The organism is Nocardioides sp. WJ219 (assembly GCF_058559815.1).
This window is the reverse complement of the sequence record NZ_JBZUJV010000017.1, coordinates 22,735-38,516: the sequence shown is the minus strand read 5'-3', so window position 1 is coordinate 38,516 and position 15,782 is coordinate 22,735. Positions and strand designations below refer to the sequence as shown.

General features: G+C 72.4%; 6 protein-coding genes. All 6 read right to left on the bottom strand.

Annotated features, from left to right (window positions below; genetic code table 11):
- Positions 1-126: 126 nt before the first annotated feature.
- The 6 genes from AC4MBH_RS24210 to AC4MBH_RS24185 all read right to left on the bottom strand — a co-directional run bounded on the left by AC4MBH_RS24210 (position 127) and on the right by AC4MBH_RS24185 (position 15,752).
- Positions 127-5,916 (bottom strand): family 78 glycoside hydrolase catalytic domain, encoded by a 5,790-nt coding sequence (locus AC4MBH_RS24210; protein WP_491797978.1) that lies wholly within the window; start codon positions 5,914-5,916, stop codon positions 127-129.
- Between the two features lie 507 nt (positions 5,917-6,423).
- Positions 6,424-11,178, bottom strand: a complete 4,755-nt coding sequence (locus AC4MBH_RS24205; protein WP_491797977.1) for a glycosyl hydrolase — start codon at positions 11,176-11,178, stop codon at positions 6,424-6,426.
- Positions 11,179-11,333: 155 nt separating this feature from the next.
- On the bottom strand, positions 11,334-11,555 hold the full coding sequence (locus AC4MBH_RS24200) for a helix-turn-helix domain-containing protein (protein ID WP_491797976.1): 222 nt from the start codon (positions 11,553-11,555) through the stop codon (positions 11,334-11,336).
- 1 nt (position 11,556) lies between these two features.
- Complete coding sequence (locus tag AC4MBH_RS24195) at positions 11,557-12,798, bottom strand: alpha-hydroxy acid oxidase (protein ID WP_491797975.1); 1,242 nt, start codon at positions 12,796-12,798, stop codon at positions 11,557-11,559.
- Positions 12,795-14,273, bottom strand: a complete 1,479-nt coding sequence (locus AC4MBH_RS24190; protein ID WP_491797974.1) for a rhamnulokinase — start codon at positions 14,271-14,273, stop codon at positions 12,795-12,797. The genes AC4MBH_RS24195 and AC4MBH_RS24190 overlap by 4 nt, the downstream gene beginning before the upstream one ends.
- A 27-nt stretch (positions 14,274-14,300) precedes the next feature.
- The gene (locus tag AC4MBH_RS24185) at positions 14,301-15,752 is read right to left on the bottom strand and encodes an arabinose isomerase (protein WP_491797973.1); all 1,452 of its coding nucleotides are present in this window, start codon (positions 15,750-15,752) and stop codon (positions 14,301-14,303) included.
- Between the last annotated feature and the right edge of the window lie 30 nt (positions 15,753-15,782).

Here is a 15,782-nt window from a genome sequence, read left to right as displayed (position 1 = left end):
CCTAATTACGGGTGACGACAGTCACAACCCGGTCGGCTTGGCCTGATGCGGCCATCACGCGGACACCACGACGCCGAGTCGGCGGCCCTGTGCGCCGACTCGGCTTCGATGGAGGGCTGGAACGCTTCAGCGGGCGCGGACGGTCACCGTGCTTGAGGTGGCCGAGGCGACGGAGGGCGAGCCGGCGTGGGCCGCGACGAGGCGGTGGGTGCCGCGGCCGGCGATGCGCACGGTCGTGCGCACTGGAGCCCCGGTCGCCCGCAGGGTGCGCACGACCTGGCCGTCGAGGCGTAGGACGACCTGGCCGGTGACGGCGGCGCTCGCCGACGTGACACGCACAGTGACGGGCACGGAGGAACCGGCCGCGACCGCTCGGCGCGCGACCGTCAGGGTCACCCGCGCGTGGGCCTTGCGCACCGGTGCGGTGGCGCTCGAGGTGGCGGTGCCGTCGGGCAGCCCGGCCTTGGTGGCTGTCACCCGCACCGACAGCCGTCGTCCGACGTCGGCCGCGACCGGGCGGTAGGTCGGGCCCGTGGCGCCGTCGACCGGCTGGCCGTCGCGCAGCCACTGCCGCTGGAGCTCGAGCCCGTCGGTGTTCCAGGTGCCGGTCGTGACGGTGAGCACCCGGCCGACCTGGGCCGCGCCGCTGACTGTCGGCGGGGCGACCGCGGTCGGGTGGTCGACGTCGCGCAGCGCGACCGTCGTGCGGCCGAGCCGCTCGTCGTTGCCGGCCACGTCGCTCGAGAGGTGCTCGACGACGTGGTCGCCGAAGCCGGTCACGGTGACCGCGTCAGCGGCCTCGCGCCACTCGCCGCCGTCGACGCGCACCCAGGTGGCGGCCACTCCGCTGGTGGCATCGGTGGCCGTCAGGGTGACCGTCGCGCGGTCGGGCGTCGCGCCAGTGCGGACGGCCACGCGGGTCGTCGGCGGCGTCGTGTCGATGCGGACCGGCAGCGTGCGTACGGCCGAGCGGTTGCCGGCGGCGTCGCGGGCACGGAGGTCGACGCGGTGCTCGCCGTCGCCGACGACCCGCAGCGGGGCGTCGTACGCCGTCCAGCCGGCGGCGCCGTCGACGGCGGCCTCGACGACGGGGACGCCGGGCCGGTCGTCGGTGGCGACGGCGGTCACCGTCACGGGGCCGCGGTGCCAGCCGTTGCGGCCGGCGACGTCGCCATCGACCCGGGCCGAGACGAGCGGGGCGACCACGTCGCCGGCGCCGGGCAGCACCCATGCGTCGGCAATGGAGGGGTCGTAGCTGGTCGCGTCGAGCGGGAACTCGAAGCGCAGCCGCGCCTCGCCGTCGCCAGTCACGGCCAGCGCCGCCGGAGACTCGACCACCAGCTGGTGGGCCAGCCAGCCGGAGCCGCCCTGCGAGCGGGACAGGCTGAAGCGGCCCTCGAGCACGCCGTCGACGTAGAGGTTGAACTCCTTGGTCGTCGCGCCGTCGAAGGTCTCGCGCAGGCGCAGCACGAACGGCTCGCCGGCGGGCACGTCGACCAGGGCGGAGTACCACGACCCCTTCACCGTCGAGTTGGCGTAGCGACGGGTCAGGCCGGCCTCGCTGCTGGTGCCGCTGCTCGGCGAGCCCTGGACGGCGTGCGCGGCCTCGGAGGCCTGCTCGCCGAAGTCGACGTGGTCGACGGCGCCGGTCGGCGGCGTGGCCAGGGCGACCGGCAGCGTGCCGGTGCCCTCGGCGAGCTCGTCGTCGCCTCGCACGAACGTCGCACCGAAGGCGTGCGCGGTGGCGACCACGCGACGCGGCACCAGTACGGGCACGACGACGTCGATGGTGCCGCCGGCCGGCACGGTGACGGGCTCGGAGGGCACGGTGACCGGCCAGCCGTCGGGGGCGTCGACCTCGACCCGGCCGTCGGCTGCAGACGCGCCGCTGTTGGTGACGGTGACGGTGACCCTCCCGGTGCCCTCGCCGGTCTGGGCACCGGTGACGGTGCCGATCGCGACCCCGCCGGTGACGGTGGCCCAGCGGCCCGAGCTCGAGACGACGTGGGTGTCGTCGCCGGTCCAGGTGAGCACGACGTCGGCGTCGTGGGGGCCGGGCGAGGCGCCGTACGGCACCGTGACGGTGAACGGCAGGGTCGCAGAGGCGCCTGGGGGCAGCTCGTCGAGCACCAGGCCCGAGGAGTCCACGGTCCAGTCGTCGACGACGACGACCGCGGACAGCTCGGTGATCGCGGCGTCGCCGCTGTTGGTGACGGTGACCTCGCCGGCGACCCGGTCGCCCGGCTGCACCGGCGTCGAGAGCGGCGCGACCGAGACCGACACACCGAGGCGCTGCGACACGATGTTCTCGAGCGCGGCGACGACGGCGTCGAGGCGGCGTACGAGGTCACCCCGGACGGGGCCGTCGACGTCGGAGCCGGCAACGGTGGCGCGCAGGTCGCGGGCCCGGTCCAGCGCGGTGACGAGCGCGGCAGTGGCGCCGTCCCCGACGTCGGCGAGCGAGGCCTCGAGGGCGGCGACGACCTCGTCGCGGACGCCGGCCAGCCCGTCGGTGACGACAGTGTGGTCCTCGGCGTCGAGATCACCGGCCTCGCGGTGCTCGTCGGCGCGCTGCTGGGTGTCGGCGACGCGGTCGAGCACGCGGCCGAGGGCGGCGAACGACTCGTCGACGCGCAGCTCGTAGTGACCCGAGCCGACCGTGAGGCGCAGGGCGCCGTCGGCGTACGTCGCCCCGGTGACGCCGGGCGCCTCGGAGGCCAAGCCCTCGCCCTCGACGACGGAGGCGGCGTTCTCGGCGGGGACGACGACCGTCGCCGTCGAGCCGACCGGCACGGTCACGTCGAGCTCGAGGCCGGCGTCGCCGTGGCGCCAGTCGGAGGTCACCGGGCCGAACGGCGTGTCGGTGGTCGCGCGGGCCCAGTCGAGGTCGCCGGTGACCGCGGGCGCGATGGTGAGGTCGCGGTAGCCGGTCTCCTCCGAGGCCTTGATCCCGGCGACGGAGTGGAAGAACCAGTCGTCGACGGTGCCGAGGAAGTAGTGGCCGTAGGACCGGGCGTCGGTCGACCAGTGCTCCCACATCGAGGTGGCGCCCTGCTCGATCATGTAGCCCCAGCTGGGGTACGTCGTCTGCACGGCCAGGTCGTGCGCGAGGTCGGCGTGGCCGTGGTCGGTCAGCACCGGCAGCAGGTACTTGGTGCCGAGGACGCCGGTATTGAGGTGCGTGCCCTTGGCGCGCACGTCGGCGACGATGCTGTCGACGACGCGCTGCTCGGTGGCCGCGTCGGGGGCCAGCCCGAACGCGACGGCCAGCACGTTGTGGGTCTGGCGGTAGCCGCGGTCGCCGTTGCCGCGGTAGAGGCCGCGAGCGGCGTCGTAAAAGGTGGCGTTGAAGGTGTCCTTGACGACCTCGGCGTCGGCGGCGAAGCGGGCCGCGTCGGCCGGCTTGCCGAGGTGCTCGGCGCTGCGGGCCATCGAGGTGAGCATCGTGTACAGGTAAGCCGTGGCCGAGAGGCGCGAGTCCTCGGGGGCGTTGCCACCGGCCGGGCTGGCCTCGGGGCTGACCCAGTCGGCGAGACGGTTGTCGACGACTAGGCCCTCGTCGCTGCGGCCGTACTCGAGGTCGACGTAGGCCGCCATGCCGTCGTACTGCTCGCGCAGGACGCGGTCGTCGCCGCCATACTGGTAGAGCCACCAGGGGATCAGCACGTAGGCCGAGTGCCACGGCGGCGCGACGCCCCACTCGCCCCAGCTGCCCGAGCTCGGGGCGATGACCATCGGCGCGCCCTGGGCGTCGCGGGTCTGGTGCAGGTCGCGCATCCACTTGGCGAAGAGCTCATGGACGTCGAGGTTGAGAAGGAACATCTCGGCACCGACGGCGGCGTCACCCGTCCAGCCGTTCTTCTCGAACATCGGGGTGTCGGTCGGGATGCCGTGGATGTTGTTGGTCAGCGTGTCGACGGTGGCCTCGTGCGTGGCGTTCATCGTCGCGCTCGAGCTCTCGAACGAGCCGGTGCGCGGGGCGTCGGTGTTGACGGCCTTGGCCGTGAACGCGCTCAGCGGTGGGGCGGCGTCGCCCGGCCAGCCGGTGACCTCGATGTACTGGAAGCCCTTGTAGGAGAACGACGGCTCCCACGTCTCGGGCGCGCCGGTGCCGGCGAGCACGAAGCGGTCGGTCTGGAAGCCCGACTGGAAGCCGCCGTTGTTCTCGAAGTTGACGCGGCCGTTGGCGCGCAGCTTTTCGCCGGCCTGGGCGCGCACGGTGGTTCCGGCCGGGCCCTGGACGGTGTACTCCACCCAGCCGGCGAGCACCCGCGGAAACTTCACGACGTGGACGCCGGGGGCCGGCTGCGTGACCGCGACCGCCGGCAGCTCCTCGGTGACGCGGATCGGCTGCTGGCGCTGGTGGACCAGCTCGCCCTTCGGGCCGTCGACCTCGCTGGCCGGCGACCACGAGTCGTCGTCGAAGCCGACGGTGTCGAAGCCGGGCTGGACCTGCGCGGCGTCGTACAGCTCGCCGCCGTAGAGGTCGTCGAAGCGGGTGGGGCCGTCGTGGATGGTCCAGGAGTCGTCGGAGACGACGCGCTCGTTGGTGCCGTCGGCGTACTCGATCTCGAGGACGGCGCGCGCGACTGGCTCGTCGTGCCACGGCGGCGACTGCCAGTTCCAGACGTTGCCGCCGGTCATGCCGTAGAAGCCGCGGCCGAGCTCGAGCCCGAGGGCGTTGGCGCCGGCGTCGAGCTGGTCGGTGACGTCGGTGGCGGCGTACTGGACGGTGTCGTCGTAGTCGGCGAAGCCGGGCGAGAGCACGTCGGCGCTGATCGGCTCGCCGTTGAGCGTCACGTCGGCGTAGCCGCCGGCGGCGACGTAGACGGTGGCGTCGGCGACCTCGCGGGCGACGTCGAACTCCTTACGCAGCAGGGGCGCGGGCGCGACCCGGGTCTGCGGGGCGCGGACGCCGCGACCCCAGGGCCCGGTGCCGTACGCCGCCTGTACAGCGGCGGTCGGCCACGCACTGTCGTCCAGTGAGGGCGAAGCCCAGTCAGCCGGCACCTGCTTGACGGCGCGCCAGGTGCCGTCGGTGGTGAACGCGCTCGACGTGCCGTCGCTGTAGTGCACGACGACGCGGGCGACCAGGCCCGCGGGCGAGCCGGCGCCGTTGGTGGTGCGCACGGCGAAGACGTTGGTGGTGGGCTGCAGGTCGACGTCGTAGAGGTGCGACTGCTGCCACTCGTTGACCGCGCCCTGCGTCGAACCGACCGAGGTGCCGTTGACGCGCAGGTCGAAGGAGTCGTCAGCGGTGATGAGCACGTCGGCCCGGGTCGCTGACTTGCCGACCGGCGAGGTGCGGGTGGTGCGGAACGCGCGCGGTTCACCGGGTGCGACGGGTGCGCCCGACTCGGGCGTCCAGATCCAGCTCGCGCCGTCTAGGGTCAGCGGCTCGCCGCCGCGCTCGTTGCCGATCCACTTGCTCGCGCCCCAACCGGGTGCACCGCCGAGGCCTGTGCGGAACGACGACGTGGCAGCCGCGGCGCCGGCCGAGGTGACGACGTCGACCGACCAGACGTAACCGGTCGCCGGCGCGAGCGCCGGGCCGTCGAGCTCGACGCTGACGGCGTCGGAGGCGACGACCCCGCTGTCCCACGCAGACGCGCCCTCGAGGCCCTCGACGGTGGTGGCCACCCGGATCCGGTACGACTCTTGAGTCACCCCGCGCCCGGTCGACCCGACCACCCACGAGAAGCGCGGCCGGTCGACGTCGATACCCACGGGCTCGGCCTTGCGCTCCACCTCCAACGAGGTCAGGGCCGGTGGTGCCTCGACGGCCCGCGCCGCGGAGGCCGCGGAGGGCGCGGCGACCGCGGGGTGCGACGGGACCAGCGGGGCCAGCAGCAGCGGGGCCAGGGCTAGGGCGGTCGCGGTGCGGCGCAGCGGACGGACGGGAGAGCGGAGAGACATCGAGATCCTCTGAAACGATTCACGTGCGGGCTCTACCAAGATATCGACGCGTGACCGTCGTCACAAGAGCCCCGCCTGTCCGGAAACGGCCAGGCGGGCTCTCCTCGCGAGTGCGGGCTCAGCGCGTGATGCGCACCGTCGTGCTGCCGCTTGCCGCCCTCGACGTCGCGTGCCGGCGAACCGCACGGCCACCCGGTAGCTGCCCGGCTTCGCGATGCGGCGTAGGCGCACGGTGGCCGTCCCCGCGGCCGAGGTACGCGTGTTCAGTCGCTGCACGACCCGGGCCCCCTGGGTCGGTCACGACGACGGCGCCCTGCCGCGAACCCGCGGAGCGGACCGTTGCCGCGACCTTCGACCGGCTCCTCGTGGTGGCACTGCCCGCGGTGACCCGCACCGACGAGACAGCGGGCCGCCGACGCGGCACTCGGCACGAAGGCGAGCACCGAGCCGGGCACGGCGACGGCGAGTGCCGCCACCGTGGCCGATGTCGGGACGCCGCGCTGCGCCTCATCGGCGTGCCTTCTGCACCACGCGGACCTGGACCACGTTGGAGGCCGACCGGACGACCTGGGCGTTGCCCAGGTAGACGACGGTGATCTTCTTGACGCCCTTGCCGGTGAGCTTGAGGTCGAGGCGCGCGGCGCCGTTGCGCACCGGGACGGTGCGGACCGGTCGGCCGTCGACCTTGACCTGCGCCTGCCCGGCGGGGACGACGCCCTTGGTCGCCGGCGCAACGGTGATGCGCAGCGTGACCTTCTGGCCAGCCTTCACCTTCATCTTGCTGGCCCTGAGGGTGGTGCGGGTGGCGATCTTCGGGACGACGGCGCTTGCCGCCGAGGACGCGCGACCGGTCGTGGTGCCCTGGGCGGCGGTCACCGTGACGGCCAGGCGGGTGCCGATGTCGGCGGCCCGGACGACGTAGGACACTGCGGTGGCGCCCGCGATCGGCGCACCGTTGCGGGTCCACTGATAGGCGAAGGTGAGACCGGCCTGGTTCCACTCCCCCGCCGTCGCGGTCAGCATGCGGCCGAGCGCAGCGGTCCCGGTGACGCGCGGCGCCTCGTCGACGGTGATGGCCTCGCCTGGAGCGGCATACGGCGTGACCGGCGTCGCCCAGACGTCGGCCAGAGACGGGTCGGCGAGGTCGGGGTTGCTCCGGCTCTGGAACCGCACTCGCACCCTGTCGCCAGTGATGTGCGCAGCCGGCACGAGCAGGCGCCAGGCAGCGGTGCCCTCTTCGGTCAGCGACCGGTTGAACGACCGCGTGGCGACGAGGACGCCGTCGACCTGGACGAGGTAGCTCTTGACCTGTGCCATGTCGTTGTAGGTCTCGAGGCCCTGCAGGAGAAGGTCCCTACCCGGCTCGGCGGCGAGGTCGAACTCGTACCACGCGTCGGGGACTCGGTAGCCCGCGTAGCGGCGGGTCAGGCCGGCCTCGGTGTTGATGCCGCTCGTCGGCGAGGCGGTCAGCCCGTGCGCGGCCTCGGAGGCGGCGTTGCCGAGGTCGACGTGGTCGCCGGCGACCGCTGGCGGGGTCGGGAACGCGGTCGTGATGCCCACCTCCTGCAGGTCGAGCACATCACCGGTGGCACCATCGATGACCTCGGCGACGAGGGCGGCGCTCCTGCCCTCGTCGACGAAGCCGGTCGGCACAGCGTGACCGACGACGGTGCGGCTCGCGCCGGCCGGCACCCGGACGACGCCGCCGGGGACGCTGCGCCAGGCGTCACCGGCCGCCGAGACGCGGACCCGGACATCCTGCGGCCCGGAATTGACCACAGTCGCGGCCACGGACGCCGAGGCGCCGTCGGCACTCAGGGCGCCCGAGGCCCCGGTGATGCGAGTGCTGCTGTCCTCGCCGAGGGTCGACTCGACGACGGCGTACGGTGTCACGGCGACGGGGCCGAGCAGGCCCGACGTGCGCACCTGGCCGCGTGAGTTGGCGTCGGTGTTGGTGACCGTGACACGCAACGTGTTGACGCCCGCGACGAGGGCGTCGCCCAGGTCGACGGCGTACGGCGCGTGCACCAGCTGACCGACCTCCTGACCGTTGACCTCCACGACCGCCGCGTTGGCGACGTTGCCGAGGTCGAGGCGCCAGTCGACGTCGAGGTCAGCGGCCGAGAGCTCGAACGAGCGGGTGTAGGTCGCGTCGCCGGAGAAGTTCGGTGCGATGTCGCTCCACGACGCCAGCGGCCGGATGACCGGTGCAGAGTCGTTGTCGAGCTGCATCTGCCAGGGGCCGCCGAGTGCCTGGCTGGCCGGGAGGGCGGGCACCTCGAGGACACCGGTGCGCCCGGGGCCGGTGCCACCGGCGGTCGCGGTGACCTCGACCGGACCGGGCCGGTCGCTGCGCACGCTGACGGTCACGTCATCGCCGCTCGCGGTGACGGACTCGACCTGTCCGCGGCCGATCAGTCCGGTGGCGTGCGCCGACGGGGTCAGGCCGGGCGAGACGGTGACGGCCACGGGGACGTTGGGCTGCAGAGTCATCGGCAGGGTCGTCGTACTGGCACCGACGCGGTAGGTCGCCGCCTCCTCGACGGTGCCCGCGTCGAAGTCCCAGACGGCCGGCACGCCGGCCTCCGGGAAGGTGAGGTCGGTCGAGACTGCGGCGTTGCTCTCGTTGAGGAGCAGGTAGCCGGTGCTGCCGCCCTGGTTGAAGCGCAGCACGCGAACCTGGGCGTTTGACGTCGCCAGCGTGACCGCGGCGCGACCCAGGTCCGCGGCGGCGGCGCCGGCGTCGGCCGGCACCTCCGTCTTGACGACGTTGTCGCCGGCCGCCTCGAGCTCGGCGACGATGGCGGCGAGGGCGACGTCGCGCCCCTCGACCTCCCGGGTCGGCGCGGGACCGGCGAGGACGACCTCGCCGCCGGCTGCTGCGAAGTCGAGCAGGCGCTGCATTGCCTCGAGGGAGACGATGGGCGCCGTCGGGACGACGACCGTGCGGTAGGTCATCTCGCCGACCTGGAGGCCGCCAGCGGTGACGACGGCGTGGGCCAGGTTGGCCGGGTCGTCGCTGAGCGAACCCTCGTCGACGATGTCGAAGTCGACCTGTCGGTCCTCCAGCGCGTGCTGGGCGGCGAAGAACGGTCCGTCGACGGCCGCCTCGTCACCGCGCTGCGCCGCCTCGGCGGCCCGCTGCATCTGCACGAGCGCGGTCGGGGCCGCGGTCAGGTGCCGACCGAACGCCATCAGCCGCCCGGTCCAGGTGTTGAGCTCGGGCTGGAACTTCCACCAGGCGTTGTCGTCGGCGAAGACCGGCGGGAACGGCGCCGGGCCGTTGTCGTCGAAGGTGGCGTGGAAGAGCGCCTTGTTGATGCCGCGCACAGCCGACTGGGCCGTGCCCCGTCGTACGTCGGCGACGGTCTTGTCCCAGCCGGTCGCACCCATCAGCTCGTCGTAGACGAGCGGACGGCCGAGCTGGTGCGCCACGCTGGCGGGCTCGCGCGGCAGGTTGCGGACGAAACCACGCTCGACGTGGTCGAAGATCAGATCGGTGCCGGGGATCTGCGCCCACTGGTGCATCGTCATCAGGTTGCCGCTCTCGTGGAGGCGGCCGGCCGGGCCGTACTCGTCGTACAGCGGGTTGGAGATGACGGAGACGCCGTGCTCCTCCGCCCAGTCGTACTTGGTCTTCCAGTAAGCCTCGTTCCACTGGTCCGACATCGATCGGTAGAACTGCGAGCGCAGCTGCGTGCCCTCGTCGCCGAGGTCGTTGAAGACCGAGGCGACAGTCTTGGCGAGATCGGCGCCGTCGGCGACGAGGCGCTCCGCCAAGTCGGGGGACCACGGGGGTACGTCGTCGCCGTGGCGACCGACCTCGGGCTCGTCGTCGGCGAAGCCGAGGAGAGTGGTGCCGAGGTACCGCTCGAAGCGTTCGGCGTACTCGTCGAAGATGACGTCCAGGTAGAGCTCCTGTGCCTCGACCGACATCGAGTCGACGTAGGAGTCGCGGTCGCCCCCGCGGGCGACCGACTGGTATGCCTCGAGGCGCCAGCGGCCGACCGGGGCGGTCCAGGCGCCCTGGTCGCTGAGGTAGGAGTCGGTGATGTCGATGACCTGGTCGAGGTCGGTCGCGCCGGGGCCGGTGGCCGGGCGCGCCGTCACGGCGACGACGTCGTCGATCAGCGCGGTCTCGGTGTCGAACTCGCTGACCGAGGACTCGTCGGAGAAGTCGTTGCTGAACAGGGTCTGCCCGCCCGGGACCGCGGTGACCTGGAGGTCGCTCAAGCGCCAGTGCTGGGTGCCGTCGACGCGCATGCCGACCCGGCCGGCCGGGAACTGCGTCAGGCCGGTGATCGTGTCGAGGGCGATGCCGTCCAGCGTGATCTTGAGCGTGGAGCCCACCAGCTCCATGGCGATGTCGTGGACCTTATCGGGGCTCTCGACCCAGCCCGCGGGCGTCGGCAGCTGCCGCACCAGGTCGAAGCCGCCGTTCTGCTGGCGCCACACGTCGACGGCGCCGTCGGCTCGGACGTCGACAAGGTAGCCGTTACGTGGGTCGGGCGAGCGGACCATGAACCCGGCCGTCGCGCTGATGATGCGGAACTTCGCCGAGGCGTTGTAGTCGGTCCAACCGGCGCCTGCACGAAGCAGGGTGATGCCTGGGACGCTGGCGGCGTTGGCGACGACCTCGCCTTCGTCCAGGACGACGCTGCTGCCGAAGAGCTCGTGCAACGGGATCGCCGTGCCGCCGTCGCGGACCGCCGATCCGGCGGCCCGGAGCGTCTTGACCTTGAGGTCGGGGCGCGGCTCGTAGGTCTTGGTGCCGACCGTGCCGCCGTTGATGATCAGTCCGCCCGCGGCCCCGCTCGGGAACTGCGCGTCGTCGTCAAGCCAGACCTTCATGCCCAGCTCCTCGGACTTGCTGAGGAGGTGCTCGATGCGGTCGAACCACGCCTGGCTGAAGTACGCCTCGGAGCTGTCGCCGAACCAGCGGAAGATCACGGTCTCGGTGAACCCGGCGGCGTGCATCGACTCGAGTCGCGCGTCGACCTGCGCCTCGGTCTGCGGGCGGTCCCAGAACCACAGGGCAGCGGGCTTCTCCACTGTCGGGTCGGCGAACGAGGCCTCGTCGAACCCGGGCACGTCGATGCCGGGCTCCTCGAGGAGGTCGCGCATCGCGCCGGCGGCCGCCGTCGGGGCGGCCGCCATCGCGGGTGGTGCGGCCGGCGCTGGGATGGTCGGGAGCAGCGTCGCGGACAGCACGAGCACGCTTGCGCTAGCGACGACGCGCCAGGAGGGACGGGTGAGGGCCATGGACGGTCCTTTGGCTGGGAGATCGGAACGAAACTGAAACGTTCCAATATGGACACACTACGTCCGCGTGACCCCCGTCACAACCGGTCGCGCCCGATCTGACCTCATCCGGCCACGTCAACGCCAGGCGCCGCCGTCCCGTCGGCGGGGAGGAGTCAGATGAGGCCGGAGCGGACGGCGTGGACGACGGTCTCGATGGTCGTCTCCACGCCCACGTCGTCGGCGAGGACCCGCAAGCGGCGACGAACGGTCCGTCCGGACATGCCGACCTTGCGAGCGACGGTGTCGACGGTGTGCCCCTCGGCGAGCAGCCCGAGAATCGTGAGGTCCGTCTGGTCCCACGTCGGAGCCGCCTGGGTCGCCACCTGCAGGGTCACCTCAGCCAGGTCGCGGGGCGAGTCGCTGCAGGGCGGTGACGTGACCCGGCTCGAGCTCGTCCAGGGCACGTACGCCGAGCAGCCGCATGGTGCGCTCGATCTGTCCCTGCAAGATCTCGATGGTGCGGTCGACGCCCTCGCGGCCGCCGGCCATGAGCCCATAGAGGTAGGCACGGCCGATGAGCGTGAAGTGCGCGCCGTGCGCGATCGCGGCGACGATGTCCTGTCCGGACATGATGCCGGTATCGAGGTGCACCTCGACCTGGCTGCCGACCTCCTTGACGACCTGCGGCAGGAGCTGGAACGGCACAGGCGCGCGGTCGAGCTGGCGTCCACCGTGGTTGGAGAGTAGAACCGCGTCGACACCCTCGTCCGCCAGACGGACGGCGTCGCCGACGGACTGCACACCCTTGACCACGATCTTGCCGGGCCACTGCGAGCGGATCCACGCCAGGTCGTCGTAGGTCACCGTCGGGTCGAACATCGTGTCCAGCAGGTCGGCGACTGTTCCTGACCACGAGTCGAGCGAGGCGAAGGCGAGCGGCTCGGTCGTCAGGAAGTTGATCCACCACGCCGGTCGCGGCAAGGCGTTGACGACGGTGCGCGGGGTCAAGGTGGGCGGAATGGTCATCCCGTTGCGCACGTCGCGCAACCGCGCACCCGCCACGGGCACGTCGACGGTGACCAGCAGGGTGTCGTAGCCGGCCTTCGCCGCACGGTCGACCAGCGCCATCGACCGGTCGCGGTCCTTCCACATGTAGAGCTGGAACCAGTTGCGTCCCCCGCTCGACGCCGGTGCAGCGGCGGCAACGTCCTCGATCGACGTGGTGCCCATCGTCGACAGCGCGAAGGGGATGCCTGCTGCGGCCGCCGCGGTCGCACCGGCGATCTCGCCCTCGGTCTGCATCATGCGGGTGAAGCCGGTGGGAGCGATGCCGAACGGCAGCTCGACCCGCCTGCCGAGCACCTCCCGGGCGGTGTCGACGACGGAGACGTCGCGCAGGATCGCCGGATGGAACTCGACGTCGGCGAATGCCTCACGGGCCCGGGCCAGCGACACCTCGCCGTCGGCGGCCCCGTCGGTGTAGTCGAAAGCCGCCTTCGGTGTGCGCCGCTTGGCTATGCGTCGGAGGTCCTCGATCGTCAGCGCTGACCGGAGGCGCCGCGTCTTGGGCGAGAGCTCCGGCTTCTTGAACTTCAGCAGGGGCGCGAGGTCGTGTCGCTTGGGCAGCTGGCGCTTCATCGGGATGACTCCTTGTGTGTACGGGTGAGTCGCCGTTCGGCTGCATCCCAGTCTGTTCCGGGACGCGGGTCGTAACGCCGCAGGACGTGGGTGCCGCGCACGAGCGTGCGCATGGCCTCGAGGTCAGGCAGGTCGGCGCCGAGGGAACGGGCCTGCACGAGCACGTTGCCGAGCGCGGCGGCCTCGACCGGACCCGCCAGCACGGGCACCTCGAGCGCGTCGGCCGTCAGCTGGCACAGCAGCTCGTTGCGGGTGCCGCCGCCGACCACGTGGACGTTCGAGAGGTCGCGCCCCGCCAGCGCCGCCGCTGTGCGAAGGTGTCGTCGGTAGGCGAGGGCGAGGCTGTCGAGGATGCACCGGGCGGTGTCCCGCGGCGTGAGCGGCACCGGCTCGCCGGCCCGCTCAGCCAGGGCTCGCACGCGCGATGGCATGTCGCCGGGCGGCAGCAGGGCGGGGTCATCGATGTCGACGACGGTGCGCAGCGCCGGCGCCCCGGCGGCCGCCGTGAGCAACGAGGCGAGATCGGTGCCGGCAACGCGGCGCTCGGTCCAGGTGCGCACGCACTCCGAGAGCACCCACAGGCCCATGACGTTCTTGAGGAAGCGCACGGTGCCGTCGACCCCGCCCTCGTTGGTGAAGTCCGCCAGCCGCGCGTCCTCGGTCAGCACCGGCTCGTCGAGCTCCAAGCCGACGAGCGACCAGGTGCCCGAGGAGATGTACGCCGCGCCGTCACCCGGCAGCCCCTCGGCGGGCACGCCGACGACGGCGGATGCTGTGTCGTGCGAACCCACCGCGACGACCGGCGTGGTGGGCGCCGCGCCCACCTCGGCGGCGACGGCGGGGAGCAGGGTGCCAACAAGGTCACCCGGGTTGCGCAACGGCGGCAGGATCGCCCACGGCAACCCGACCCGCTCGACGAGGTCAAGCGCCCACTCGTGGGATCGGACGTCGTACAGACCGGTCGTGGAGGCGTTGGTGCGCTCGGCGCCCATCGATCCGGTGAGCCAGTAGCCCAGGAGGTCGGGCAGGAGCAGCAGCGTCTCGGCCGCCTCGAAAGCGGCGGTGCCGCGGGCGGCGACCAGCTGGTAGACCGTCGTGAACGGCAGCTGCTGCAGGCCAGTCTTGGCGTACTGCTCGGACGCACCGACCTGCTCGAGCACCCGGGCTGCGACACCGTCGGTGCGGGCGTCGCGGTGGCTGTAGGGGTTGCCGAGGAGCTGACCGTGGCGGTCGAGGAGGCCGTGGTCGATAGCCCAGGAGTCGATGCCGATCCCGTGGAGCGGACCGTTCCCGGCCACCGTGCGCAGCCCGGCGAGGACCTCGAGGTGGATGCCGAGGACGTCCCAGAACAGCGAGTCGTGAACACGCACGGCGGCGTTGGGGAAGCGGTGGGCTTCGTCGAGGGCGAGGTAGCCCGGGCCGACGCGGCCCACCATCACCCGGCCGCTGGTGGCGCCGAGGTCGACGGCGGCCACGCGCAGATGGGAGAGGGGGCCCATGGGTCAGACCACGGTCAAGCGCAGGCCGAGGAGGTCGGCGACAGCCCGCAGCTCCGCGACCCGGTGCCCGGTGCCGAGGGCCCAGTGGTGGGCGATGCCGGTGCCCGACCACTCGTCGGTCCACTCCCCCGGGTCGCGACCGAAGTCGACGCGCGAGGTGGTGTTGCCGATCTGCAGCAGCGGGCCGGGCACGGTCGTGCCCTCCGAGGCAACGAGGGAGAAGGTGCCGTCGCGGTCCTGGGCGAGGCCGCAGACGGTGACCGGTCCGTGGTTGACGTCGAACTCGACCGAGACGCCCCAGCCGCGCTTGCCGTGGTAGACGCCGAGACCACGCAGCAGCGGCTCGCGGGCACTGATCGCGAGGTGGGCGGGGCCGTCGTGGCCCATCTCGACCACGTCGTCGCGGAAGTTGAGCGCCTGCAGCTCGGTGAAGGAGCCGCCAGCGCCGAGGCGGTCGAGCACCAGCATCGCCAGCGAGGTTCGCAGCTCGTACTCGCCGACGGTCGGGACTCCGCGCGCCGTCAGCAGGGAGGCGCCGAGGATGAGACCGGCACCCACCCGCTCGTGCGTCTCGCCATCGAGGCCTCGGTGGTAGTAGGCCAGCGAGTCCAGCGAGAAGTCGTCGACCAGCCGGTCGAGGGCCACCGAGACGCGTGCGCCCCAGCGGAAGTCGTCCTCGGCAACGCTGTCATCGAGGATGAAGAGGTCGCGGGCGAGTGTCATGCGTGCGTCGGTCTCGGGGTCGGTGACCTTCTCGACACGCACCCGCAGGTCGTCGATCTCGAGGATCTCGACATGCCCGCCGAGCTGCGCCGAGACAAGGGTCGGGTCGGTGGAGACGTCCATCATCCCGGGATACAGGTGGCCCATGAGCCCGTGCCGGCCGTGCCGCAGCGCCGCGCGGACACCGGCTGCGGCGATCCAGCGCGCGATGCGTACCCAGGCGCGCTCGTCCTCGACGTAGCCGGATACCGAGCGGAACTCGACTCCGCACCGGCGGAACGCGTTGGCCATCTCGGGCAGCGGGCAGGCGCCGCAGTAGGCCAGCCAGGCGCCCGTGTCGAAGGAGGCGTGGTCCATCGACTCCGTCGGCTGCAGGTTGAGCAGCAGGACCGGTGCCCCTGAGCGCTGCGCGACAGGCACCAGCATGGACGCAGTCATGTAGGTCGTGAGGAACCCGACGATGAGGTCGCAGTCGGCGAGCCGCAGCTTCTCAGCCGCCGCGGCGCCCTCCTGAGCGTCGGAGATGAAACCGACGTCTATGACGTCGCAGTCCAGCTGGGCGAAGCGCTCGGAGACACGGCGGGCGCTGGCTTGGAGCTGCGGGAGCAGGTCGGGGAATTGGGGCCAGTAGGCGCCGAGGCCGCCTGCGACCAGTCCGATACGGGTCCTGCGAGGGGAGATCCGCTCGAGTCCGGTGACCGTGGCGGCGGGGGCGTCGAGCTTCTCTGTCATGCTTGGTCTCCTTGGGTGCTGGGCGGCGGG

Bases quoted from the DNA above. Each gene is read 5' to 3' on its own strand.
- AC4MBH_RS24210 (WP_491797978.1), bottom strand. From the start codon at position 5,916: ATGTCTCTCCGCTCTCCCGTCCGTCCGCTGCGCCGCACCGCGACCGCC.
- AC4MBH_RS24205 (WP_491797977.1), bottom strand. From the start codon at position 11,178: ATGGCCCTCACCCGTCCCTCCTGGCGCGTCGTCGCTAGCGCAAGCGTG.
- AC4MBH_RS24195 (WP_491797975.1), bottom strand. From the start codon at position 12,798: ATGAAGCGCCAGCTGCCCAAGCGACACGACCTCGCGCCCCTGCTGAAG.
- AC4MBH_RS24185 (WP_491797973.1), bottom strand. From the start codon at position 15,752: ATGACAGAGAAGCTCGACGCCCCCGCCGCCACGGTCACCGGACTCGAG.